At 34.6% G+C, this 23,067-nt stretch carries 27 protein-coding genes and 1 tRNA gene; 7 read left to right on the plus strand and 21 right to left on the minus strand.

The features are described from left to right. Window positions 1-160 precede the first annotated feature (160 nt). A tRNA-Gln gene (locus COD11_RS24605) sits at window positions 161-232 on the plus strand. A gap of 44 nt (window positions 233-276) precedes the next feature. Here the strand turns inward: COD11_RS24605 and COD11_RS24610 are convergent. Next, complete coding sequence (locus COD11_RS24610; protein ID WP_098799529.1) at window positions 277-657, minus strand: Spx/MgsR family RNA polymerase-binding regulatory protein; 381 nt, start codon at window positions 655-657, stop codon at window positions 277-279. A gap of 342 nt (window positions 658-999) precedes the next feature. Between COD11_RS24610 and COD11_RS24615 the strand changes: the two genes are divergently transcribed. Further along, window positions 1,000-1,248: a DUF2626 domain-containing protein gene (locus COD11_RS24615; protein WP_098799530.1), complete on the plus strand. Its 249-nt coding sequence runs from the start codon at window positions 1,000-1,002 to the stop codon at window positions 1,246-1,248. A 64-nt stretch (window positions 1,249-1,312) separates the two neighbouring features. Here COD11_RS24615 and COD11_RS24620 read toward each other — a convergent pair whose 3' ends face one another. Continuing rightward, complete coding sequence (locus tag COD11_RS24620; RefSeq protein ID WP_098799531.1) at window positions 1,313-1,945, minus strand: MBL fold metallo-hydrolase; 633 nt, start codon at window positions 1,943-1,945, stop codon at window positions 1,313-1,315. Window positions 1,946-2,198: 253 nt separating this feature from the next. Here COD11_RS24620 and COD11_RS24625 point away from each other — a divergent pair, with 253 nt between their 5' ends. Continuing rightward, complete coding sequence (locus COD11_RS24625) at window positions 2,199-2,372, plus strand: DUF2759 domain-containing protein (RefSeq protein ID WP_098799532.1); 174 nt, start codon at window positions 2,199-2,201, stop codon at window positions 2,370-2,372. A 59-nt stretch (window positions 2,373-2,431) separates the two neighbouring features. Here COD11_RS24625 and COD11_RS24630 read toward each other — a convergent pair whose 3' ends face one another. The 6 genes from COD11_RS24630 to COD11_RS24655 all read right to left on the minus strand — a co-directional run bounded on the left by COD11_RS24630 (window position 2,432) and on the right by COD11_RS24655 (window position 8,891). After that, window positions 2,432-2,740: an MTH1187 family thiamine-binding protein gene (locus COD11_RS24630; RefSeq protein ID WP_098799533.1), complete on the minus strand. Its 309-nt coding sequence runs from the start codon at window positions 2,738-2,740 to the stop codon at window positions 2,432-2,434. A 14-nt stretch (window positions 2,741-2,754) separates the two neighbouring features. After that, entirely contained in the window at window positions 2,755-3,885 is a 1,131-nt protein-coding gene (locus COD11_RS24635; protein ID WP_098799534.1) for a YqgU-like beta propeller domain-containing protein, read from the minus strand. A gap of 212 nt (window positions 3,886-4,097) precedes the next feature. Then, window positions 4,098-5,195, minus strand: a complete 1,098-nt coding sequence (locus COD11_RS24640; protein ID WP_176551237.1) for a M14 family metallopeptidase — start codon at window positions 5,193-5,195, stop codon at window positions 4,098-4,100. A 138-nt stretch (window positions 5,196-5,333) separates the two neighbouring features. After that, complete coding sequence (locus COD11_RS24645) at window positions 5,334-7,238, minus strand: LTA synthase family protein (RefSeq protein WP_098799536.1); 1,905 nt, start codon at window positions 7,236-7,238, stop codon at window positions 5,334-5,336. Window positions 7,239-7,641: 403 nt separating this feature from the next. Next, window positions 7,642-8,598 carry an ROK family glucokinase gene (locus tag COD11_RS24650; protein ID WP_098799537.1) on the minus strand — a complete coding sequence of 319 codons (957 nt, stop codon included), beginning with the start codon at window positions 8,596-8,598 and terminating at the stop codon, window positions 7,642-7,644. Between the two features lie 59 nt (window positions 8,599-8,657). Then, a complete protein-coding gene (locus COD11_RS24655) occupies window positions 8,658-8,891 on the minus strand; it encodes a YqgQ family protein (RefSeq protein ID WP_098799538.1) in 234 nt (77 codons plus the stop codon). 337 nt (window positions 8,892-9,228) lie between these two features. Here COD11_RS24655 and COD11_RS24660 point away from each other — a divergent pair, with 337 nt between their 5' ends. Further along, on the plus strand, window positions 9,229-10,659 hold the full coding sequence (locus COD11_RS24660; RefSeq protein ID WP_098799539.1) for a carbon starvation CstA family protein: 1,431 nt from the start codon (window positions 9,229-9,231) through the stop codon (window positions 10,657-10,659). A gap of 34 nt (window positions 10,660-10,693) precedes the next feature. Here COD11_RS24660 and COD11_RS24665 read toward each other — a convergent pair whose 3' ends face one another. After that, window positions 10,694-12,157 (minus strand): spore germination protein, encoded by a 1,464-nt coding sequence (locus COD11_RS24665; protein WP_098799540.1) that lies wholly within the window; start codon window positions 12,155-12,157, stop codon window positions 10,694-10,696. Between the two features lie 159 nt (window positions 12,158-12,316). Between COD11_RS24665 and COD11_RS24670 the strand changes: the two genes are divergently transcribed. Continuing rightward, on the plus strand, window positions 12,317-13,186 hold the full coding sequence (locus COD11_RS24670; protein ID WP_098799541.1) for a hypothetical protein: 870 nt from the start codon (window positions 12,317-12,319) through the stop codon (window positions 13,184-13,186). Here the strand turns inward: COD11_RS24670 and COD11_RS24675 are convergent. From COD11_RS24675 to COD11_RS24715, 9 genes are all read right to left on the minus strand, one after another. Beyond that, the gene (locus COD11_RS24675) at window positions 13,183-14,721 is read right to left on the minus strand and encodes a rhomboid family protein (RefSeq protein WP_098799542.1); all 1,539 of its coding nucleotides are present in this window, start codon (window positions 14,719-14,721) and stop codon (window positions 13,183-13,185) included. The two genes, COD11_RS24670 and COD11_RS24675, sit on opposite strands and share 4 nt — an antisense overlap. 166 nt (window positions 14,722-14,887) lie before the next feature. Further along, window positions 14,888-15,055: a hypothetical protein gene (locus tag COD11_RS27150; protein ID WP_098799543.1), complete on the minus strand. Its 168-nt coding sequence runs from the start codon at window positions 15,053-15,055 to the stop codon at window positions 14,888-14,890. A 43-nt stretch (window positions 15,056-15,098) separates the two neighbouring features. Further along, window positions 15,099-16,034, minus strand: coding sequence for an L-lactate dehydrogenase (locus tag COD11_RS24685; RefSeq protein WP_098799544.1), 936 nt, complete (start codon window positions 16,032-16,034; stop codon window positions 15,099-15,101). A gap of 27 nt (window positions 16,035-16,061) precedes the next feature. Then, window positions 16,062-16,508 carry a DUF92 domain-containing protein gene (locus COD11_RS24690; protein ID WP_098799545.1) on the minus strand — a complete coding sequence of 149 codons (447 nt, stop codon included), beginning with the start codon at window positions 16,506-16,508 and terminating at the stop codon, window positions 16,062-16,064. Next, window positions 16,490-16,888 carry a DUF92 domain-containing protein gene (locus tag COD11_RS24695; protein WP_098799546.1) on the minus strand — a complete coding sequence of 133 codons (399 nt, stop codon included), beginning with the start codon at window positions 16,886-16,888 and terminating at the stop codon, window positions 16,490-16,492. The genes COD11_RS24690 and COD11_RS24695 overlap by 19 nt, the downstream gene beginning before the upstream one ends. After that, a complete protein-coding gene (locus COD11_RS24700; protein ID WP_255301703.1) occupies window positions 16,839-17,396 on the minus strand; it encodes a 5-formyltetrahydrofolate cyclo-ligase in 558 nt (185 codons plus the stop codon). The genes COD11_RS24695 and COD11_RS24700 overlap by 50 nt, the downstream gene beginning before the upstream one ends. Window positions 17,397-17,573: 177 nt before the next feature. Further along, entirely contained in the window at window positions 17,574-17,723 is a 150-nt protein-coding gene (gene rpmG, locus COD11_RS24705; protein ID WP_026558749.1) for a 50S ribosomal protein L33, read from the minus strand. Window positions 17,724-17,820: 97 nt separating this feature from the next. Further along, complete coding sequence (locus COD11_RS24710; protein WP_098799547.1) at window positions 17,821-19,005, minus strand: glycosyltransferase family 4 protein; 1,185 nt, start codon at window positions 19,003-19,005, stop codon at window positions 17,821-17,823. Beyond that, window positions 18,992-19,462 (minus strand): hypothetical protein, encoded by a 471-nt coding sequence (locus COD11_RS24715; protein WP_098799548.1) that lies wholly within the window; start codon window positions 19,460-19,462, stop codon window positions 18,992-18,994. Before COD11_RS24715 ends, COD11_RS24710 begins: the two co-directional genes overlap by 14 nt. 177 nt (window positions 19,463-19,639) lie before the next feature. Between COD11_RS24715 and COD11_RS24720 the strand changes: the two genes are divergently transcribed. Next, complete coding sequence (locus COD11_RS24720) at window positions 19,640-19,999, plus strand: hypothetical protein (RefSeq protein WP_098799549.1); 360 nt, start codon at window positions 19,640-19,642, stop codon at window positions 19,997-19,999. After that, window positions 19,996-20,511, plus strand: a complete 516-nt coding sequence (locus COD11_RS24725) for an endolytic transglycosylase MltG (protein WP_098799550.1) — start codon at window positions 19,996-19,998, stop codon at window positions 20,509-20,511. Before COD11_RS24720 ends, COD11_RS24725 begins: the two co-directional genes overlap by 4 nt. Window positions 20,512-20,555: 44 nt before the next feature. Here the strand turns inward: COD11_RS24725 and phoU are convergent, their stop codons facing one another. The 3 genes from phoU to pstA form a co-directional block, all read right to left on the minus strand. Further along, on the minus strand, window positions 20,556-21,215 hold the full coding sequence (gene phoU, locus COD11_RS24730; RefSeq protein ID WP_098799551.1) for a phosphate signaling complex protein PhoU: 660 nt from the start codon (window positions 21,213-21,215) through the stop codon (window positions 20,556-20,558). A 118-nt stretch (window positions 21,216-21,333) separates the two neighbouring features. Further along, on the minus strand, window positions 21,334-22,161 hold the full coding sequence (gene pstB / locus COD11_RS24735; RefSeq protein WP_098799552.1) for a phosphate ABC transporter ATP-binding protein PstB: 828 nt from the start codon (window positions 22,159-22,161) through the stop codon (window positions 21,334-21,336). 21 nt (window positions 22,162-22,182) lie between these two features. Further along, window positions 22,183-23,067: a phosphate ABC transporter permease PstA gene (gene pstA, locus COD11_RS24740; RefSeq protein WP_098799553.1), complete on the minus strand. Its 885-nt coding sequence runs from the start codon at window positions 23,065-23,067 to the stop codon at window positions 22,183-22,185.

Below are 23,067 nucleotides of genomic sequence, written 5' to 3' on the forward strand. Positions count from 1 at the left end.
TTAAATTAGCATTTATAGCTTAGCACTTACTTCATCACAGGTTCTACTTAGTTGTCGACGATATTCCGTGATATTTCCTTCAGAAATATCCCAGAATATCCTCTTGCGAAGCAATTTCATGAAGCAGCTTCGAAGAAGATGATTCATGAAGGTTAATCAATGGGCTATAGCCAAGCGGTAAGGCATCGCACTTTGACTGCGACATGCGTTGGTTCGAATCCAGCTAGCCCAGCTATCTGAAAAAGACGTTTGCCTTGTGGCAGACGTCTTTTTCTTTTATGATACTGATTTTTTTAGTTCCTGTTTTCTTGCTACCTTGCTTAGTTCCTGTGGGTTGTAGCCTACGATCAGTTTGTTTCCGTCTGTGATGATTGGACGGCGTAGGAGTTTTGGTTCTTGGTGCATAAGTGTAAGTACTTCAGATAGAGAGAGTTCATTTACGTCGATATTTAAGTCTTTATAGGTTTGGCTCCTTGTTGCAAGAATTTCATCTATGCCTTCTGTTGTTAAAGATAAGATTTGTTTAAGTTCATCTATAGATGGTGTGTCACGAAAAAGATGTCTTTCGTGAAAGTTTACATTGTGCGCTTTTAGCCAATGCTTTGTTTTTCTACATGATGTACAACTTGGGTAACTGTAGAACGTTAGATTATTCACGATACTTCCTCCTCAGGTAATAAGTGTTTGATCTATCATTGGCCCCTGATAACTTGTTGGTTTAATTGTACATCATTTGTATAGTTATTGTATAGTTATTTGTTTAATGATATTTTGAATTTTTTATTACAACAACCGTTTCTTTTTTAGTTTGTTGCAGCATGATTGTAAACGCTATTTACAAGTATATAAATGGTACATTATAATAATTAAAGTGATGGACTTGTATGTCAGATTATAATTTGTCAAAAGCTATCATATTGATGTTAATTTTTATGTACTTCTAACATCAGGTTTATCTACCATTCAGCTATTGGCAAAGTCAACAAAGGAGGGATACATATGGATCGTATGTTCCGAGTATTAGGTTTCTGGACGGGAATCTTCGCAGTAATGTTCTATCTTGGGGATATGAAGACGACTTCCTTACTCTTTTTCGGACAAACTGGATTTTTTGTTTTCTTATCTTATTTAAAATTATCCGAACGCATGTACATTTATATTTTTGGTGCTTACCTAACTATTTTCTTTGTCGGATTTACGTACTGGACAACATTTATGATGATTCCAGGACATAACATGGGACATTAATTAAAACACCAATGTAAATGAAAAAACAGGCAGCTATTTTGTATAGCTGCCTGTTTTTCTATTATTAAAAACCATTTAAAAAAGGATTGCTTTCCATCTCTTGTTCAATACTGGTTACCGGACCATGTCCTGACAAAACAATTGTTTCTTCTGGTAGATTCAATAGCTTGTTATGTATGCTTTTTATTAGTTGCTCATGATTGCCACCCGGCAGGTCAGTTCTGCCAATGCTACCTGCAAATAATGCGTCTCCTGAAAAAACGATCCCTGCTTCTTCTACATAAAAAGAAACGCTTCCCGGGGAATGACCAGGTGTTTCATATACTTGTAAAGAAAACTCACCTATCTCTAATTTTCCTTCACCTTTAATTAATTTATCAGGCTCTGCCACACTAACAGCACCGGCCATAAAAAATTGAGAACCATTTAGAGATGAATCTGACAACCAATCTTTCTCCTGTTTATGTACATAAACAGGAATGCTCCATTGCTTTCTCACATCGTCTACTGCACCAATATGATCAAAGTGAGCGTGTGTAAGTAAGATGGCCAGCGGTTTTATATGTTGCTGCTCAAGTAAGCTAATCAGCTTTTTCCCGTCACCACCCGGATCAATAATTAAACATTCCTTCTTTTCATTGAAAAAAAGATAGCAATTCGTTTGCAATGGTCCTAAAGGGAGTTGTCTCCATTTCATTTTCTCATCCTCCAAATTATTTACTTACTTTTATTTTACACTATAGATATGTGTGATGATAACCACATGATGGTTAATTATAAAACAAGATGGTAAATATAATAGTACCCATTTGAATGAATAGAATCGAAAATAAACTCGACAAACGCCATGAAACCGATTAAAATATTAGAAGGACTTGTTATTGTATTTGTTTTTTTAAAACAATTGATTCAACGAAAAATGATCTACATAGAGTAAGGGGGCTTTATTAATGGGCTTAGTGATTATTTTTGCACTTGTAACCATTCTAGGGATTTTCGGACTTATTCGTTCACTGAAAGATAAAAACCTTCTTGGTGCAGCATTTGCGTTTGGTACTTTAGCTGTATTTGGATGGTTTGCCGTAATGACCTTTATTCACCACGGTTACCCAACTGCACACTAATAATTAAAAACAGAACAAACCCCTTGGCAATATGCTAAGGGGTTTTTTACTGATTATTTTTAAAAATGCTTCTGTACACTTTCTAGTTTACTTTCCATTGTAGACTTTTTATCTCGTCGATCATCGATTCGAATATTGGTTGCTACCCTCTGAATTCCTTTATTAAAAGGGGCTTCATGAATGTCTTCAACCACTTGAAGCAATGTATGTAACTCCCCTTCAATAATGGTATTCATTGGAGTTAGCTGATACTTTATTTTCCCTTCAGATTCGTATTTTTTAAGGATTTGTTGAATATCTGCTACATATTCACTAACACTTGGTGTATTTGTTCCGATTGGAATTACTGTTACATCTACTATTGCCATATTTGTCATCCTTCCTACTTTAAAGAAATTAGCTTTAACATCTTTTGTGAGTCCAAATTGATTAGATGCTCATATCTAGCACCATATAGTGCATAGTCCCCGTTTGGTGATAATTTTATTGGGAGATTTTCCATTTTTTCTATAACAGTTTGTTTTTCACCAGAGTCTAATGAAAAAGAAATTAGAGAAAACCCTGTTTTTTCTTTATTCACTTCTAGCATGTAAAAATGGTTATTATTATCCATATCATGATATGGAATTGACCAATCAGAATAAAGGGCAACTAGACGTGTCGGCATCTCCGAAAGTTGTTGTTGACTTGTTGAATCATAAAAACGAACAGTTGCTGTACCATCCTCATCCACTATTTCAATCGTAGACATTATGTTTGTGTAATTAGTATTAGCAACAACCCCATCAGAGACAGAAGTCTCCTCTTTGCTATCAAGGTTATAAATATATAATGGAGCAGTTAAAGCCGGTGCTTCTTGATCCCACTTTAAATAGCTCACTTCATGATCATTTATCCATTGAATGAACGGGATATCAACTGGATTTTCAACAAGTGTTTGCTCTTTTGTATCAATTATGTACGTATTATAGGTCCAATCTTCATTAAAACTAGATACAAAAAGCTGATGTTGATTTTGCTGATTCCAAGTGTACTGAAGCTCATATGATTCAATTGTCGTCTGATATTGCACCTTTGCCTCGTTGTCCACAATTATTAATTCTGCTTCATAGCTTGAAGGACTAGTATGAATTAATAAAAGACTATTGTCTTCATTTGCTTCCAATTGAACAATTGGTGCCTCTGATGTAAAAAACAATGTTGAATCTCCAGAGTATATATTATACGTATATACTTTAGATCCATCTGAATCATTGAGGATATAAAAAATGGTCTTGTCATCCTTCCAATCAGCAACTGAGTGGAATTGCGCCTCCTCTGTTTCTAACGGTAATGTGAGTTGTTTTCCCTGAAGTTGATTTCCTGAGCCCTTTACAGGAGTTTCTTGTTCCCTCATAGATAGTAACTCTTCATCATTCTCTTGTTGATGAGATGGATTACAACCCGATCCAAAAAGCACGATTAACAAGAAACATAAACATAATTTAGTTAATCTCATCAACTTTTCTGTCACCTGTCTCTCCTAATTTTTTCTCTATTATTTCATACGTTTTATCATGTTAAAATGTTTCATTTTATTATTAGATTATTCCTCATTAAAAAATAACATACTGAGGTGTAAAAAAAAATCAAAGCCGATGAACTTTTTTTGAATTTCTTAACTTTAACACTATATAAAAAAACGAGTGAATGAATATTGTTCAATCACTCGTTTTAAAAAGCTTGCTACATATATAATCCTGCGTAGAAAATACCCTTACTCTTTTTATAAATTTCATCAAATTGGTCAAACGGTAAAGGGTTCACACCATTTCCTAGCTCAATTGTGTAGCCTGGTTTTCTATAGTCATGAACGAACCAATCTCTGAAACCCGCATGACTGTCTATGTCTCTTACTGCTTTGTATCCACTAAGACGTTCAAATTCTCTTACAATCGCTTCTGCTTCTTCAGGTTCTTTCCTTAGATATCCCCAGTAAATCTCTTCTCCTTGTGTATGAAATGCCAATACACGATCAAAATTTTGTTTTTTAACAAGATTTGACAAAGCCATTGCTTCAGGCTCAGTTAAAGGAGCATCTCCAGGGTAATCACGTGGTGCTGGTGTTTTTGGAATTTTACGGGCTTTTTCAATATCCCAGTTAACAGGGTATTGATTATTCAAATCAATACCTCTAATATTTGCCTTCCACTGTGAAAAATCGATGCTTAAATCATTCATTTGCAAAAGACCTGCTTCGTAAGTGTTATCATGTGGTAATCCATTTAAAACAAGATCTACTCCATCAGGATTGACCATCGGGACAAATGAAAGGGTTGTTTCTTTATATATAGATTGGATATCATGCCCATTTATTCGCGTTGAACCGTTCCCTAAGGCATCAACATATTCATGTAACCAATACATCATCACACTCGTAGTTATCCATTCATTTGCATGAAAAGAACCGTTCATATGAATCTTTTTAGGACCATTCCCGATTGTTAATTGATAAATAGGTTTTCCTAACACACTATAGCCAACTATATCCTTTTTTATAAAAGGATACAAAAAAATTAATTTTTCTATTTCCTTTTCTAACTCATTTGAATCATAAGGTTTCTTCATCTTTAGTTCGGATTTTATTATATCGTCACCAACTAACTCCACGATATCACTACATTCAACAATAGATAGGCAGTTAACAGGAATATTTAACTGAGTGTTTGCTTCTATTTCACCTCTCAGCTCAACATCATTGCTCTCATGTAAAAGCTGATTGTCGAGTTGCAAATGAGTTGAAAGATCATTAAGTGAAATGCTCTTAATTAAGCGGATAATCATCATTGAACCTCCAATTTGCCTATTTAGTTATAGCTTATGTTAGGTTGGTTCAATTGTTGTTAAGTTCATTACTGTTTTTCAATATCAAAAAGGGCTGACTCTCTAAGACTAGCACCTTAGTTTGAGTCAGCCCTGTTATTAATTTTCTTCTTCTACCACTGTTTCTGCTTTTACTTCTGTTTCTTCTGCGTTTTCGCCATAAAATCGTAATAAGTCACCGTAAATGATTTCATCAGAGTAATTTAGCTCCTGCTTTGCTTTTTCCATATACGGATCACATACAGCCTGATCTGTAGGCTGGCCTGTTTCTTTATCATAGCAAATACCACGTGTGTAAACATTGTTTTCAGTGATAAAGCTTCCATCTCTTAAAACTGTGAACGATAATTTATCATCTGATAACGCATCTGTACCAAACTGTATTTGCTCACTAGTATCAATACCTAATAAACTCATAATTGTTGGACGGATATCAATTTGTCCTGCTACTTTCGTAATGTTCTTAGGATCTTTATCCGTTACACCTGGTATGTGAACAATGAAAGGAACACGTTGTAATTGTACTGTTTCAAACGGAGTAATCTCTCTGCCAATAAACTTCTCCATTGCTACATTATGGTTTTCTGAAATACCATAATGATCACCATAAAGGATGATGATTGAGTTCTGATAAACATCTGTTTTCTTTAAGTCCTCAAAAAATACTTTTACTGCCTCATCCATGTAGCGAACAGTTGGAATATATTGATTTAACGTTTTACTATTAGAATCAAACTCGTCAATCATACGATCCTCTTCCCCAAGTTCAAAAGGAAAGTGGTTTGTTAATGTGATTAATCTTGTATAGAATGGCTGTGGAAGATTATCAATATGTTGAACTGACTGTTGGAAAAAGTCGATATCCTTTAAGCCCCAACCAATTGAATTTTCTTCAGTTACATTGTAATCATTAACATCAAAGAATCGGTCATAGCCAAATCCTTGATACATCAAGTCACGATTCCAGAAACTCTTATTATTCGCATGAAACACTGTTGAATAGTATCCAAATTCTTTTAAAATTTCTGGTGTTGCATTGTATTCATTATTGCTGTTTGTAAAGAATACGGCACCACGACCTAATGGATATAAGGAGTTATCTACAATAAATTCTGAGTCAGATGTTTTCCCCTGACCTGTTTGATGATAAAAGTTTTCAAAGTAGTAACTCTCATTGATTAGATCATTTAAAAATGGAGTAATTTCTTGTCCATTTAATTCTTCATTTAGTACGAAGCTCTGTAACGATTCGAGTGAAAGTAAAATTACATTACGACCTTGTGCTATTCCTTGTAGGTCTTCATTTGAAGCTTTACGGTTAGCATTTACATAGTTCTCTATCTCAGTCAAGCTATCACTGTCCGCTAAAGCACGTTGGGCAGATGTTTTTGACTGCAATACCGCATCATAAATATGAAAGTTGTAAACACTGATGTTTTTTACCAGCATTTCTCTATCAAATGAACGTGTTAATAATTGTGGTCTTTCTGTTTCAGCTAATCCTAAATTAAAAAAGAATACAGCGGCTACTAGTAGAAAATAAGCGGACTTTTCTTTTCTAGTCAGTAATGAAGCGGATCTGAAAGTTGGCTTTTTTAATAACCAATATAAAATAGCTAAATCAACAAACATTAATAAATCACTAGGTAAGAAAAGATTTGTAATACTACTTCCTAAATCTCCCATATTGCTTGTCTGAAACAATACTGGAATTGTTAAGAAATCATTGAAAAATCGGTAAAATACCATGTTTGCCAGGAGCAAACCTGTTACAAAGATACTAGCACCAAATATATAGCGGTTTCTGTTCTTCTCCTTCATGAAAAGTCCAAAACCAAACATTAGTAACAGAAAACTTAATGGATTAATGAATAATATAAACTCTTGTGTGAAGTTTTCAATTTTAATATCAAAGCTAGTTTTATAGACAATGTATGTTTTTATCCATAGAAATAACGTTGCTAATAGTAGAAAGGAGATCTTTGAAAATGTCTTTTTGCGCATCTAACTACCTCCTCATCCCATGGGACAATTACGCTACCTTTTATCTCTAATTTTTTCCATTTATTAGGTTAGTATTAAACAACTAAAACATATCTTAATACTTTCTTTACAAAAAATCAATGTTTTTTCATACGCCCCTTACAATAGCCTGCTAGAATAATAATGTTAAGCTTATTCTCTATACCCTAGTATTAGACGTCCTAAAACATAAAAAGTTTCGTTTTCTTTAAAAGTAAAATAATTCTGAAAATAAACTCAGGAATATAGTTCTACTTTTGATTACATACAAACGATTCATTTAACTCAGTAATTTTAACATTAAAAATAAAAGGAGCTCTCTCATGGAGGCTCCTTTTTCCTATCACCTATCAGTATAGTTTATAGGTCTTTTTACGTGTTAATTTTATTTATTTAGTAATTTTGTCTTTACTAACCATGCTCCACCGATTACACCTGCATCATTCCCTAATGTTGCAACCGAGATGGACGCTGCTTTAGCAACTCGTGGGAAAGCAAAGCGTTTAAAATATTGCTCAACTCTAGAGATAAGATGGTCGCCTGCTTTAGATACTCCACCACCGATTACAATCTTTTCAGGGTTTAATCCATTGGATAAATTTGCAAGTACAAGTCCTAGTTGAAATGTAACATAATCAATTACTTCTACAGCTAAAGAATCGCCTTTTTCAGCAGCCTCAAATACATCTTTTGATGTTAAATCAGCGATTGTCTTAAGAATGCTATCCTGATCAGATGATTGAAGCTTTTCCTTTGCTATCCTTACGATTCCAGTGGCTGATGCGATTGTTTCAATACATCCAGTTTTACCACACCCACATTGAGCTCCACCTTCAGGGACAACCGTAACATGTCCGATTTCACCACCTGCTCCATTTACACCGTGGATAACCTCTCCATTTGAAATAAGACCGCCACCAACACCAGTACCTAGTGTTACACAAATTAAGTCCTTAGCGCCGTCTCCAGCACCTTTCCACATTTCACCTAGTGCTGCAATGTTTGCATCATTATCAATAACAGCAGGTAAACCGGTTTCCAGCTCTAAATGATCTCTTAATGGATAGTTTACCCAGCCAAGGTTTGGTGTTTCATAAATAAGTCCGCTCTCTAAATTAACTGGACCAGGAGCGCCCATCCCTACTCCACCAAGTCTTGATTTATCCATTCCTAGTTCTTCAAGCTTTGTATCAATTGCTTTAGCGATATCGGTTGTAATTGCCTTCCCTGATTTATCAGTAGGAATTTCCCATTTCTCTAAAATCTCTCCATAGTAATTAATAAATGCCATTTTGATTGTTGTACCACCTAAATCTACACCCACTAATATTTTCTCATTCATTTAAAATCACCTTTTTCTACTATTATATATGTGTTCATTAGTAAACGTTTTCAACCCTATTACTTTTTACTTATACAAATCACTAAACGTAGATTATCCTTATCTTTTAAGTTTTGTATTTCTTGTCTTAAGAGTAGAACTGCCATTTGGTAATCCTTTGGCTCTAACAAATTTGATTGATACAACTGTTTCATTTCTTCTTCCATTAATTCTAGGTCAGAAACTCGATCGCCTATGTAAATGATCGTTCCAAATTTTTTTAAAAGCTGCTGAACGTCATATATCGTTTTCAAGGTATCACCTACTTCATTATAACTAACATTTCTAAGCACTTAGTTATAAGCACTACTTTCAAGTATAAAGGAATTGAAAAAAGCGTCAAGAAAACGTTTATAATTTGTAAGGTTTTTTGACAAGATTATTTTTCTAGCATTCCCCATACTATATTTCAATATATTAAAAATCATCAAAAACCCTCTAATTCTCCTTATTTTTATTGGATCCAATAATATAATTTATTTTATTTATCAGAATAATTTATTTTTTCTAAAAAATATATTGTCATTTCTAAAAGACAAGTTTAAAATAGGGTTACTTATTAATTGGAAGTTTTATTAGGGGGAACAAGTAATGGTAACTTTTATTTTATGTGTACTTATTTTAATCGTAGGATATTTCGTTTATTCGAAAGTAGTTGAGCGCGTATTTGGTATTGACGATCAACGTGTAACTCCTGCCTACGCAAAAACAGACGGGTTAGACTATATGCCTATGAGCTGGTGGAAGGCATCACTTATTCAGCTACTAAATATTGCAGGCTTAGGTCCAATATTCGGGGCGATTATGGGAGCTCTTTATGGACCAGTTGCATTTATATGGATTGTTGCTGGATGTTTATTCGCTGGCGCTGTTCATGATTATTTTTCCGGCATGCTTTCTATTAAACATGGCGGTGAACAATATCCAACACTTGTTGGACGTTACTTAGGAAAATCAGTTAAAACAATCATAAATTTAGTATCACTTGTGTTAATGATTTTAGTTGCAGCAGCTTTCACAGCGGGACCAGCTCAATTAGTTGAGCAGTTAACACCTTTAAGTTATTCAGCTTCTTTAATACTTATTTTCGTTTATTTCGTATTAGCAGCTGTTTTACCTATTAACAAACTAATCGGAAAAATTTACCCAATTTTCGGACTTATCTTAATCATCATGGCTGTTTCTATTGGGTTTGCTTTATTCTTTATGGATCATTCCATTCCAAATCTAACCGTAGAAAATTTACATCCAGGTGAATTACCAATTTGGCCATTACTAATGGTTACAATCTCTTGTGGAGCCATTTCTGGTTTTCATAGTACTCAAAGTCCAATTTTAGCTAGAACGTTAAAGAAAGAAAGCGATGGACGTAAAGTATTTTTTGGTGCAATGGTTGCTGAAGGTATTATTGCAATGATTTGGGCAGCAGCTGGTATGACATTCTTTGGAGGACCTGATGGACTTCAAGGAGCTCTTGCTGAAGGTGGTACAGCAGGTGTTGTAAACGAAATTAGTAAAACAACATTAGGGCAATTTGGTGGAATTCTTGCCGTACTAGGCGTCATTATTCTTCCTATCACAACAGGAGATACAGCATTAAGATCATCAAGAATGATGCTTGTTGAATTATTAAGTAAATTTGGAAACTTTGATTCTAAAATGAAAACTGTATTAATGACAATTCCAGTTATCGTTCCAACTTATCTTCTAACACAAATGGATTATTCATTCTTATGGCGTTATGTTGGTTGGACAAATCAAGTAGTTGCAACAGTGATGCTATGGACAGCTGCAATGTATTTACTACAGAACAACAAATTCCACTGGATTTGCAGCCTTCCAGCATTGTTCATGACAGCAGTAACTGGCTCTTATATTTTCTATGCACCAGAAGGATTCCAATTATCCTATCAAACTTCTATGATCATCGGTTCACTTATCTTTTTAGCCGTACTAATTTGGTTCTTAACTCAAATGAAAAAATATAAAAACAATCCTCTTCCATATGAAAAGGTTGCTTAAACCCTAAAAGGGCTGACAAATTGTCAGCCCTTTTTTAACGATCAGGATCTTGTGGATGTAAAAATGTTGGTCGACGATTTTTCAATGGCATTGGTGAACGGAATAAAACATCCCTTAGAGCACGTGCATTAAATGGGATAAACGGATATAGGTATGGAACATTGAAGGACTTCATACGCGCAAGCATAATAATCCAGCCAGTAATTCCAGCTACTAATCCTATTACTCCTAACCATGCGGTAAATAGAAGTAACACAATACGGTAAATTCGATTAGCTAGGCTTAATTCGTAACTAGGAGTTGCAAAGGTACCTATTGCTGCAATGGCTAAATATAAAATCACTTCGTTTGTTAGAAGGCCAACTTCTACCGCTACTTGTCCAACCATTAAGGCGGCAACAAGCCCCAGAGCGGTTGCTAACGATGATGGGGTATGAATGGCAGCCATCCTTAAGATATCAATTCCAACTTCAATCAGAAGAAACTGTAGAAGTAATGGTACTTGACCTGGATCTTCAATACCAACAAATTTCATACCAGGTGGCAATAGACCAGGATTATCAGCAAATAAATACCACAGAGGTAAAATAAAAATTGAAGCCCACACTGCGATAAATCGAACCATTCGTAAGTAAGCTCCGACAATCGGCTTATTTCGATATTCCTCAGCATGCTGCAAATGATGCCAAAATGTTGTTGGAGTGATAAGTGCGCTAGGAGACCCATCGACAAAAACAATCACATGTCCCTCATATATATGAGCTGCTGCTGTGTCAGGACGTTCTGTGTATCTTACCATGGGATATGGGTTAAGATGTCGACCTGAGATAAATTCCTCAACTGTTTTTTCTCCCATAGGAAGACCGTCTGTATCAATAGCCAGTAGCGACTTTTTTAAATCCTCAACATGTTTCATGTCTGCAATATCCTCTAAATAGCAAACAACCACATCTGTTTTCGAACGTCTACCTATTTGTAAATACTCCATTCTGAGAGATCGATCTCTAATTCTTCGTCTTGTTAATGCCGTATTAAATACGATTGTTTCCACATACCCGTCTCTTGAACCTCTAACAACTTTTTCCATATCCGGTTCCTGTGGCCCACGGACAGGATATGTACGGGCATCAATTAAGATGACTTGATCAATACCTTCTATAACAAGAGCTGTTGGCCCTGCCAAAACGGTTCCAACAACAGTATTTAAATCATCTGTTTTCTCAATTTCAACGTACGGGATATACGTTTTGAGTAGCTTTTCAAGAGTATTTTCCTCGAGCTGCTCAGGTGTAAGCTCAGATAAATATCTCATTAAATAATGTAAGATATCATCTTTTACAAAACCATCCACCATAAATAACGCCATTTTACGTCCAGCATACTCAACATCGAGCTGAATTACATCAAAGCTTTTCTTTACACCCAGTCGTTCATTTAAGTACGATGTATTTTCCTGAAAATCCTTCGTTACAATCTTTTTTTCTACCTCATACGCCATAAGATTTCTCCATTTCGTATCACGATTTGTTACACATCTTTGACGTATTATTGGTAAAACATACCTATATTCCATTAATTTGTTATTTTTAGCTTGTACTCATAAAATCGTAAATTGAATCATACAATTTAGCAACCTGTCCTTCTCGGAGTTGATAAAATGAAAACAAAATGGATGATTGTCATCATTCTTGCCCTTATAACGTCTGGTATTCTTTATTTCTCACATGGTCAACGTGTTCGTGAGAGCATCATCTTTTTTCCCATTACCGATTCTGTAGCTTTTACAACAGCTTCAACTTCACTTGAATTTGTTGAAAATATGGATGATGATGAGTATGTCATTGAATGGGATGTTACCTCGTTTACAGACAAAGTCATTTTTCTTAGACAAGATTTATCTCTTCTTTTCTCTGATGGTAAATTAATTGATACATTATCAGAGTGGGAAGACCAAAGCCAAAAGCTAGCACAGTTTAAAAAGGTAAATGGTGAAGACAGTAGCCATTATGAAGCCATTAGTCTTCATTATGGAGAGATCCATTTGGAAGATGATCAAATCCGTAGTACACAGCAGATGACAAGTGATCATTTATATGTCATAGATTCGGAATTCACAAATGCTTTTTCATTTAAGAACGCACAAACAGAGGAAGAACTTGAGTGGAAAGATATTTTAGACAAAGTAAAGGCACAACACCTTGAATATAGCTGGAATCATTTAATAAATCATTATCAGATAAATAAAAATGAGTACGAGGCTATTCCATTAACGGAGCTTGCTAGATATAACACTGAACCTCTTTTAGGTCTTTCTAAGGCAAAAACACAAGAAGTCATCGGAAGTCTTTGGGAGGGTTTATATAAAAACTACTTCTTAGGTTTAAAAACAAAAGAAGGTAAGGTCATTGAACCAATTGGTAGTGCAATGCCTCTCCTTCTATTTGCAAAAGATTATTCACATATTTTAGTACTAATTCAAGCAGAAGACGGTACTCCTTTTAAATTTATTCAAAACATTAAAAGTTAAGGAGAAAGCTCATTCTGAAAAGCTTTGTAATTTTCATTGTTCGGATCATATTCTAGAGCTTTTGACACTTGTTCTAGCGCTAAATCCAATTTATTTTGGTTAGCGTATAATACTGCTAAATTAAAATGTGCTTGGTGGTAGCTGTCATCATTTGAAATGACTTGTTGCAGGTGTTCCGCCGCTTCATCGTATTTTTCCAATTGAATGGCAGCTACAGATAATAAAAACAAGATATCATTTGAAGTCTGATCACTTGAAATGGCTTCTTGTAAATATGTGTAAGCTTCTTCAAACTCTTCATTTTGAATAAGCTCCTGCCCCTTCATCGCTCTATACTCACTATATTGTGCTTGTGATTGGTCCATTCCGTACAAGAATAACCCTATTAACAATGCGATTGTTATGATAAGTCCGCCAACTCTAAGAAACCATTTTTTTTGGTTGGGCAGCTGAACGATGCTTGCAGCGAGAAATCCGCCTATTAACCCTCCTATATGCCCTGCATTGTCTATATTAGGGATTACAAATCCCAGCGCCAGGTTAATACCAACAACCACTAAAATATTTGAGCCCATCGTTCGGAAAAACACTTTTCGATTATAGACACCAATAAATAGTAGAGCACCAAAGCAGCCAAAAATAGCTCCCGAAGCTCCAGCGGACAGAAATGGACTGAAGGCAAAGCTGACAATTGAACCAGAAACCCCTGCTACAAGATAAATGAATAAAAATTTTCCTCTTCCATAAGCCCTTTCAACTGCCGGCCCAATATAAAAGAGAGCAAAGCTATTCATAAGCAGATGAAGAAACCCGATATGTAGAAAAACAGGTGTTATAAACCTCCACCATTCTCCATCGTAAATAAGCGGATTAAATTTAGCTCCGAACTGAATAAGTGTATTCGTATCTGTACTTCCTCCAAAAAGCTCAAGCACAAGAAACATAAGAATTTGAATGCCTAGAAAGATATTAGTAAAGAAAGGTTTGCCATTTTGAAAGAGCCTTTTTTCTTCCTCTCTTAGTTTATTTTGATGAGAAATAACTCGTGTCCTAATTTCATGAAGCTGAGATTCAGACACATCGGGAGAATCAAAATCTTTTACGGTGTCTAAAGGAAGATGTAGAGTATCTGACAACTTATCTAATCCTGGTTTCAGTTCAGCTTTCACAAGGATCATTGAGGTAATGTCAATGCTGCCCTTTCTTCCACCACTATAGCCCTTTAAAAACACTTCAGGATAATCATCTACAGGCGGCAAGCTAGAAAAATAGATATTTAAAACCGTCAAAGGACCTCTAACCCCTGTTTTTAAAAGCTGCTCAAATTTTCGACCGGCTTGTTCAATATCAATAGCAAGTGTATTACCCCAATCAACATCAGTTCTCTTTACCCTAATAATTGAAAACTGTTTCTTTCTAAAAGGTTCGAGCATAACCTCATTTCCATCTTGGGAGATAGCTAAGATTGTATACTTATGCTCAATAACTAGTTGTTCAATAAACGACCAGTAGACGTAATCCTGTTCTAAGACCATTTTAATCCGCTCCGCTTTAGTTTTCTTTATTATATCAATACATAAAAAAGAAAAGAAAGATTCTGCCTTTACAGATGAAAAAAAGCTGACAGTTCACAAGAAAGTCAGCTTTTATGATGGATTTTTTATTACGTTTTGATTTCTAAAAATTGTTCTTCTTATAAAATTAATGGAAAGCACGATTAACAAAACGATCTCTAATAAATGGTATTCTCATCGATAAATTAATAAAATATCTACGCAATTGCGGTTGACCTAATACAAAATTTACAATGCGATATCGATAACGATAAACAGCAAATGAACCTGCCGCAAGCATAAGTAATCGTCTCATGATCATCCCTCCTACACTTTATCATTAGTAGGAACGGCCGATTTTATCCTTTAAAAAAAGGTAACATTGTTTCCTTTAATACACTAACTGAGTGTTTGAATTGTTTCGTTTCTTTTTCATTAAGCTTTAAATCCAAAACCTTTTTAATTCCTTTACTGTTTACAATTGCTGGTACACCTATGTAAACATCTTTTTCTCCGTATTCTCCATTCAAGAAACAAGAAACGGTTAAAATAGAATTTTCATTATGAATAATGGCTTTTGTTAATCGAACAAGCCCCATTGCTATTCCATAATAGGTAGCACCTTTACGTTCAATAATTTGATAAGCCGCATCCCTTACACTAACAAAGAGGTGATCAAGGACCTCTTGGTCTGTTACCGTATCTAAGATTGGCATACCTCCTATATCTGCATGACTCCATACAGGAAGCTCTGTATCTCCATGTTCACCAATGATATAGGCATGCACATTACGGGTGTCCACATCAAAGTGTTCAGCCAATAAATATCTAAACCTGGCTGTGTCAAGAATTGTCCCTGATCCAATTACCTGACTCTGATGTAGACCCGAGTATTTCCAAACAGCATATGATAAAATATCAACTGGATTTGTCGCTACAATAAAAATACCGTTAAACTCATTGTCCATAACGTTTTTTACAATGTTTTTAAAGATTTTCAAATTCTTATCAACTAAATCCAATCTGGTTTCGCCCGGCTTTTGATTCGCACCAGCACATAAAACAACAATGTCAGCATCTTTACAATCCTCATAATCCCCAAACCAAATACGTGTTGAACTGGGAGCAAACGCAAGACCATGGTTAAGGTCCATTACATCTCCTTCTGATTTCTCCTTATTTAAATCAATTAAAACAAGCTCTTCTGAAACTCCTTGATTCAGCATCGCAAAGGCATAACTAGATCCAACTAAACCAGTGCCAATAAGAACAACACGATTAACATGCACAGCCATTATGTCAAATCCTTTCAATTGAGATATTTAAGTGAAAATTAGAAAAGCTAGGCACGTTGTCAATACAATTGCTGTAAAATTAACGGCATCATTGTTCATAAAAGCATAGTGATTAGATTTTCTCCCGATTTTCGAACAATGAATTCTTTTTTCAGTTACCTTTTGACAAACAGTACATTTGTATTTTATTTGAACAGTTTGCCCTAGAACAGTGTCAAAAATATTTCCAAGGAAACCAAACAGGGTCATTATTAAAACGTCTAGTATAGATAAAGAAAATACGAAACCTGACATGATACTAATAAAGAATGCCCCAACCAAACCAGCAAAAGAACCTAGCAGAGAAACAGCACCAGATGTACCCCTCTCCACTTGTTTTAGAGTAAACAACATCCTTGGACGTCCTTTACTTAATGTACCTATTTCCGAAGCCCATGTATCTGAATTTGCAGCCGCTAATGAAAGGGAAACAATGTGATGTACAGTGTATCGTTTGTACCTTGGAAATAATAAACAACCGCAATAATTGCTGGTAAGCCTCCATTTGCTGCCACCTGCATGATATCTCTTTGATCTCCTTTAGAAAGGATATCCTGTAAAAAAGATTTTTGCTTAGCTTTAACCTTACTTAACAGGCTTGAACTTACAAAGAAACAGCCCAATAAAAATAAACCTTTCCAAGTAAATCCTAAAAAAATAGCTGACCCTACCAAAAAAGCACCAATCATTCCGCTTATCGACAATGACCTCATTTTCCAAGCCCTATAAGAGAGGAACAATATAAATAGTAATCCTAAAAGCATCTTACTTAATAACTCCTTGCTCAGTAATAAGGGTGGATACAGGAACATCATGTGCTTCTCTAGGTACTTCGTCAGTTACTTGACAAGAAAAAGCTAATGAAACAGTATCATTTTTATAATCCGCAAGATATCGATCATAATATCCCCCACCAAAACCTATTCGATAACCATTTTTATCAAAACAAATACCTGGGACAAGGATAAGATCAATTACAGAGTTTTTTACAGCTGATGTTTCTGACATGATGGGTTCTTTTAATCCGTAAAAGACCTTCTCAAGCTGATCAAAAGAGGTAATGCTTCTAAATTCCATCGTATTGGTAGCTGGATCGCATTTTGGAACAACAACTGTTTTCTTTTCAGTCCACGCTTGTTTTATAATCGGAAAAGTATCAACTTCTCTGCCTCTAGAAACTGTAACAGCTACTGTATTTGCCTTATTCCATTTTGAGAAAGAAAATAAATGCTTATGTATTTCGTTTGAAAGCTGTTGGTATTCTTTATCACTGAGTTCGGTAAGTTGTTTTAGCATAATGCTTCTAATTTCCTTTTTCTTCAAGAATATCCCTCCTTTTGTTTATAGTAGCATATTAGAAAACTCGCTGACTGGCGAAATTAAAAGGTGAAGAAAGAAGTGTTAGTTGCAAATTAAATACTACGTCGAGCAGTCTCCTGTGCTACTAATTTATACTGTAATAACGCATAAAAAAAACAGTAGGATAAAAAATCCTACTGCTTACTTTGTTTCACGGTGTACTGTCATTTTTTTCTCTCTTGAACAATATTTCTTAAGTTCAAGACGATCTGGATTATTACGTTTATTCTTTTTAGAAATATAGTTACGTTCGCCACAATCAGTGCAAGCTAATGTAATATTCACACGCATGTTTCTTTCCCTCCAAACATAAAAAACTATAAAACAAATCAGACTTTAATATAATAGCATTTTTATTTGACAAATTCCACATCTATTTCATTATATTTTAAAGATATTGTAGAAATTCAGGCTTTTTATAGATAGAAATTAAATTTTTTATAAGAATTGACCACTGATACTCCTTTATGATAGCAAAATATCCAGTATGAGCTATCTCATCGGCCTGCTTAGGATGTGAGAGAATAAAAAGTATCGTTTCTGCTAAACTTTTGCTGTTAATTTGTGCAGTTAACATGCCACGGTCATGTAACAACACTTCTTCTAGGCCTCCAACTTGAAATGAGATGATTGGTTTATGCAAAACCATTCCTTCTAAAGCAACGATCCCAAATGGCTCATATAAGCTTGGTACAATAAGTGCTTGGCAATTGCTAAGTAATGTATTACGTTCCTCATCTTTCACAAAACCTGTAAAAAAAACGTTGCTCTTGATTTGAAGAATTGTTGCCATTTGTTTTAAATGTTCTTCATAAGGTCCTTCACCAGCTATAACAAGGTTTAATTCAGAATACTCTTTATGTATCATCGAGAAGGCCTCAAGGAGAAGGTGAAATCCTTTTTCTTTTACTAATCTTCCCATCGAAAACAAAAAAGGAGAATTGATAAAAGAAAACTTTTGTAGTGCTTGTGAAGACTCTAGCATTTTTTGATAGTTTTCGATAATAACACCATTTGGTATTACCTCTATTTGAATTTCTCGTTTTACTGCTCTGTTTTCTATTATATTTTTCATATACAGACTGCAAACGATTAGCTGATCTGAAGCTTCAATAAGCTGTTCCTCATATTTGGTTATTTTGGAAAGCTCTATTCCATTATTAAATTGTTTTCGTTCATGTTCAGTAGAATGAATCGTCGTAATTAATGGTTTATGTAAATCCTCCTTAATTTGACAAGCTGATGCTGAAAACATCCAATCATGTACGTGAATAAGATCAAATGAAATGTGCAGCTCCTGAAGAACAAATTGACTAAACCGAAAATTAATGTTCCGAATAAAATCGAACAAATCTGACGAGTTTTGTTTCCATGGCAGCAAGTGAAAGATGTGAACATTTTCCTTCTTTATATAACGTTCTTTGTTACTTTTGGAAGGCGTTAAGATAATAAATGTAAGATTATGTTTAATCCCTTCCTCCACGAAATCATTTACATGCCTGCCAAGTCCCCCAACTAGATGTTCTTCAAATTCAGGTGTTAAAACTAAAATTGTTCGATCACTCTTCATCATATTCTGTATATGCTGAGAACATTGGCACCCACGTCTCGCTCTCCTTCATTTCAACTACTTTTCTCCAGTTAAGCTGATTCTTTATTCTGTTATGATTATGGTACTCTTTTTTAGTAGAGCTTTTAATGACTATAGATTCGTTTTTAGAATTGCTTACGACGAGGTCACAAGAGTATATAGCAGTCTCAAGATCTCGAACTTCTAAAACACCACTGCATTTATCTACGTTAAATGAAAATTCTTCTTTGAATTGATTCTGCCGACAAAGAATAACTCTTACTAATAAATCATTAAAATCTTCTCCAAGTAACGAGGAAACTGCTATCTTAGTAGAAGAAACTAGTTTCCAGGAAACGAGTACAACGTCTGGATAAGTGAAAATTTCTATAGTATCGACACAAACCGGCGATTGATTTCGAATAATATGTTGGTGATTAAGAAGATGATATGTTTCCATAAAGATTCCTCTCTTATTTTCATACTCCATTTATCATACCATGTGCGAAATGTATTCAAACTTTGCTTTTTTAAAGAAATATCGTCAAAAAACTACATTTTCCTCAAAATATCCCTTCTTTACAATGAAAAATTATGATATAAAGGTAAAGGGAAATAATCAAAGAAGGTGAAATTGATGACAATTGTGATTATTATTTTATTTATTATAAGCATTGCTTTAATTGGATTATCTTTTTTCCAACGTGACAATGTTAAAGAACTAGAACAAGAATTAGACCATTTACAATTATCTGCAATGCAAGAAATTTATAAATTGAAAAAGAAAATGCGCATTGTAGAAGAAGAATTATTACAAAATGATGTTCCTTTAAAAGAACAAGCAAAACCTTATCAAGAGGATGAGGGCGCAAACCCTAAACGTATATTAGCAAAGTATCGCCAAGGTATGTCACTTGAAGCTATCGCTTTATCAGAAGCTTCTTCTGTTGAAGAAATTCGCTCAATTGTGGAACAGAATGAGAGGGCATTAACATGAGTAAATTAGGCTTTCAAGCATTTGCAGCAGGCATGATTGTTGCAACTTCTGTTCTTGGCGGAACCTATCTTCTTTCAGATCATCAATCTGCAACTGCTGATAGTGAGAAAAAAGAAGTAACAGAAAAACAAGTCAGCCAATTTCTTAAAAGCAATGGACAAGTTTCCATCACATCTGAAGAGTATGAAGAGCTTTTAGCACTAAAAAAAGAAGAAGTAGTACAAGAGGACTCTCAAAATCAACAACAAACTGAGACGGCTAAAGAAACTGAACAACCTAAAGAAGCTGAAGAAAAGAAAGAAGAAGTAATAAAGTATAATATTACGATTAAGGAAGGCATGACAACTAGTGAAGTTTCTGATCTTCTAGAACAAAATGCCATAATTGCCTCATCTTTCGAATTTGATCAATATTTAATCAAAAACAACTTTCATACAAGAGTCCAGCTTGGCACGTTTGAAGTCCAAAAAGGAATGACGTTCCAGCAACTTGCAGAAGCAATTACTAGGTAACGTAAAACAGCTAAGATTCTTATTCTTAGCTGTTTTTTATTTACTTATGAATTCAAATCGTATCTCTGTCCTTTAATCAAGTACATAATACTCTCAGAAATATTTGTTGCATGATCTGCTGTTCTTTCAATATAGCGACAAATGAACATAAGCTGAGTAAGTTGCTGATAGCTATCTTTTTTAGATGACATGAGATCTAATATATCTCGAATTGTTTCTCCATATAATTCATCAACCTGATCGTCCATATCAGCCACTTCTTTTGCTAATACAAGGTCTTCTTCATTAAAAGCCTTTATCGATAATGAGAGCATTTTTGTAGCAATTTCATGCATCTTTCTAATATGTTTAATTGGTTTAACAAGAGGTTCATCACCGATTCTAATTGTTGACTTAGCTATGTTTACTGCAAAATCAGCCATTCTTTCAATATCACTTGAAATTTTAATTGCAACAATAACTCTTCTTAAATCTGTTGCAACAGGCTGTTGTTTAGCAATTAAAAGAATTGCTAAATCATTAATTTCTTCATCAAGGTCGTCCACTCTATAATCATCCTCAATAATTTGAAGAGCTTCATCAATATTTTGTTTTTCTAATGCATCAATTGACTTATTAAGTGCAATTTCAGTAATACTTCCTATTTCAATTAATTTATCTCTTAAGTTTTTTAAATCAATCTCGAATCTTTCTCTTATACTCATAATGATTACCTCCTATGTAAATACAGTTATATATTCCCCAAAACAATGCTTTATAACACTAATATAAGTTTATAGATAAAAAAAGTCGTGCACTTTTGGAAATGCACGACTTTTTTTATTAACCGAATCGACCTGTAATATAATCTTCAGTTCTCTTATCAACAGGATTTGAAAAGATTTTATCCGTCGCATCAAACTCTACAACTTCTCCGTTTAAGAAGAACGCTGTTTTATCTGAAATACGAGCAGCTTGTTGCATGTTGTGAGTTACTATGATAATGCTATAATCTTTCTTTAAATCTTGAATTAATTCCTCTACCTTAAGAGTTGAAATCGGATCAAGCGCTGAAGTTGGTTCATCCATTAAGATAACATCAGGCTCAATTGCTAGGCAGCGAGCAATACATAAACGCTGTTGTTGTCCCCCAGAAAGACCATATGCATTTTCTTTTAATCGATCCTTCACTTCAGACCAAATTGCAGCCCCACGTAAACTTCTCTCAACAATTTCATCTAAAATACGTTTATCTTTTATACCGTGAATTCTAGGTCCGTAAGCGATGTTATCATAAATTGATTTAGGGAATGGATTAGGTTTTTGGAAAACCATACCAACTCTTGTTCTTAAATCTTCAACCTTATAACTCTTATCAAGGATACTTTTTTCTCTATATCTGATATCTCCTGATATACGAACAACAGGTATTAATTCAACCATTCTGTTTAATGTTTTAATAAATGTCGATTTCCCACAACCAGAAGGTCCAATGATTGCAGTTACTTCATTTTCATGTATAGAAAGGTTAATGTTCTTTAATGCCTGATCTCCACCGTACCATAAATTTAAATCTTTTGTATCATATACAACACTCTTTTTATCCACTGACTTCTCTGATCTTTCAATAGTCGTTACATTGTTCTTTTCACTATCAGATAAAACTGCCATAGTTTGAAAACCCCCAAGAAATTAAAATCTATTTTGAAACTTATTTCTAATAATGATTGCAATTGAATTCATTAAGAATAATACGATTAAGAGTATAACGATTGTAGCTGCAGCAAGGTTTGCATATTCAGCAACAAGAGCAGAGTCAACAGTCCAATAATAAATTTGCATAGGTAAAATTGTAAATTTATCAAAAATTCCATCTGGAAGTGGAATTAACAAAGCCGGAATACCTATAACAACTAGAGGTGCTGTTTCACCTATTGCTCTGGAGAGAGAAAGTATTAGACCAGTTAACACCCCTGGAATGGCTGCAGGTAAAACGATATTTTTTATGGTTTGCCATTTAGTAGCTCCCATTCCATAAGAAGCTTCTCTAAGGTATTGTGGAACAGCACGAATCGCTTCCTGACTTGCAACAACAACAATTGGAAGTACTAATAAAGACATTGTTAGACCACCAGCAAGAACAATATTCCCTAATCCAAAGCTTCGTACAAATACAGTCAATCCTAATATACCGAATACGACCGATGGGACACCAGCTAAGTTAGAAATATTAGTTTGAATAATAGATTTTAATTTCCCGTTTTTCGCATATTCCTCTAGGTAGATTGCAGTTCCGACTCCTAAAAACATTGTAACAGGTGCAACAACGACCATTAACCATAAAGTACCCATGATCGCACCCATAATACCTGCTCGTTCTGCATCTGTTGAAAGTTTATTCGTAATAAATTGAAAGTCAATCCATCCAATACTATCTGAATATACACGATAGATTAATGTTAACAATACGACTAATCCAAATAGGGTAGCTAATAGAAAAACAACGTTCGCAAGGTTATTTGCAAACAATCGCGATCCCATTTTTTTCTGTACCTGTTCAACATCTACATATTTCAT

This window comes from Bacillus sp. AFS040349, assembly GCF_002577655.1.
Taxonomy (GTDB): Bacteria; Bacillota; Bacilli; order Bacillales; family Bacillaceae; genus Metabacillus.

Coding starts and splice junctions, on each gene's coding strand:
- COD11_RS24615 (WP_098799530.1), top strand. CDS start 1,000: ATGGATCGTATGTTCCGAGTATTAGGTTTCTGGACGGGAATCTTCGCA.
- COD11_RS24620 (WP_098799531.1), bottom strand. CDS start 1,945: ATGAAATGGAGACAACTCCCTTTAGGACCATTGCAAACGAATTGCTAT.
- COD11_RS24625 (WP_098799532.1), top strand. CDS start 2,199: ATGGGCTTAGTGATTATTTTTGCACTTGTAACCATTCTAGGGATTTTC.
- COD11_RS24630 (WP_098799533.1), bottom strand. CDS start 2,740: ATGGCAATAGTAGATGTAACAGTAATTCCAATCGGAACAAATACACCA.
- COD11_RS24640 (WP_176551237.1), bottom strand. CDS start 5,195: ATGATTATCCGCTTAATTAAGAGCATTTCACTTAATGATCTTTCAACT.
- COD11_RS24645 (WP_098799536.1), bottom strand. CDS start 7,238: ATGCGCAAAAAGACATTTTCAAAGATCTCCTTTCTACTATTAGCAACG.
- COD11_RS24650 (WP_098799537.1), bottom strand. CDS start 8,598: ATGAATGAGAAAATATTAGTGGGTGTAGATTTAGGTGGTACAACAATC.
- COD11_RS24660 (WP_098799539.1), top strand. CDS start 9,229: ATGGTAACTTTTATTTTATGTGTACTTATTTTAATCGTAGGATATTTC.
- COD11_RS24665 (WP_098799540.1), bottom strand. CDS start 12,157: ATGGCGTATGAGGTAGAAAAAAAGATTGTAACGAAGGATTTTCAGGAA.
- COD11_RS24670 (WP_098799541.1), top strand. CDS start 12,317: ATGAAAACAAAATGGATGATTGTCATCATTCTTGCCCTTATAACGTCT.
- COD11_RS24675 (WP_098799542.1), bottom strand. CDS start 14,721: ATGGTCTTAGAACAGGATTACGTCTACTGGTCGTTTATTGAACAACTA.
- COD11_RS27150 (WP_098799543.1), bottom strand. CDS start 15,055: ATGAGACGATTACTTATGCTTGCGGCAGGTTCATTTGCTGTTTATCGT.
- COD11_RS24685 (WP_098799544.1), bottom strand. CDS start 16,034: ATGGCTGTGCATGTTAATCGTGTTGTTCTTATTGGCACTGGTTTAGTT.
- COD11_RS24695 (WP_098799546.1), bottom strand. CDS start 16,888: ATGATGTTCCTGTATCCACCCTTATTACTGAGCAAGGAGTTATTAAGT.
- rpmG (WP_026558749.1), bottom strand. CDS start 17,723: ATGCGTGTGAATATTACATTAGCTTGCACTGATTGTGGCGAACGTAAC.
- COD11_RS24710 (WP_098799547.1), bottom strand. CDS start 19,005: ATGATGAAGAGTGATCGAACAATTTTAGTTTTAACACCTGAATTTGAA.
- COD11_RS24715 (WP_098799548.1), bottom strand. CDS start 19,462: ATGGAAACATATCATCTTCTTAATCACCAACATATTATTCGAAATCAA.
- COD11_RS24720 (WP_098799549.1), top strand. CDS start 19,640: ATGACAATTGTGATTATTATTTTATTTATTATAAGCATTGCTTTAATT.
- COD11_RS24725 (WP_098799550.1), top strand. CDS start 19,996: ATGAGTAAATTAGGCTTTCAAGCATTTGCAGCAGGCATGATTGTTGCA.
- phoU (WP_098799551.1), bottom strand. CDS start 21,215: ATGAGTATAAGAGAAAGATTCGAGATTGATTTAAAAAACTTAAGAGAT.
- pstB (WP_098799552.1), bottom strand. CDS start 22,161: ATGGCAGTTTTATCTGATAGTGAAAAGAACAATGTAACGACTATTGAA.
- pstA (WP_098799553.1), bottom strand. CDS start 23,067: ATGAAATATGTAGATGTTGAACAGGTACAGAAAAAAATGGGATCGCGA.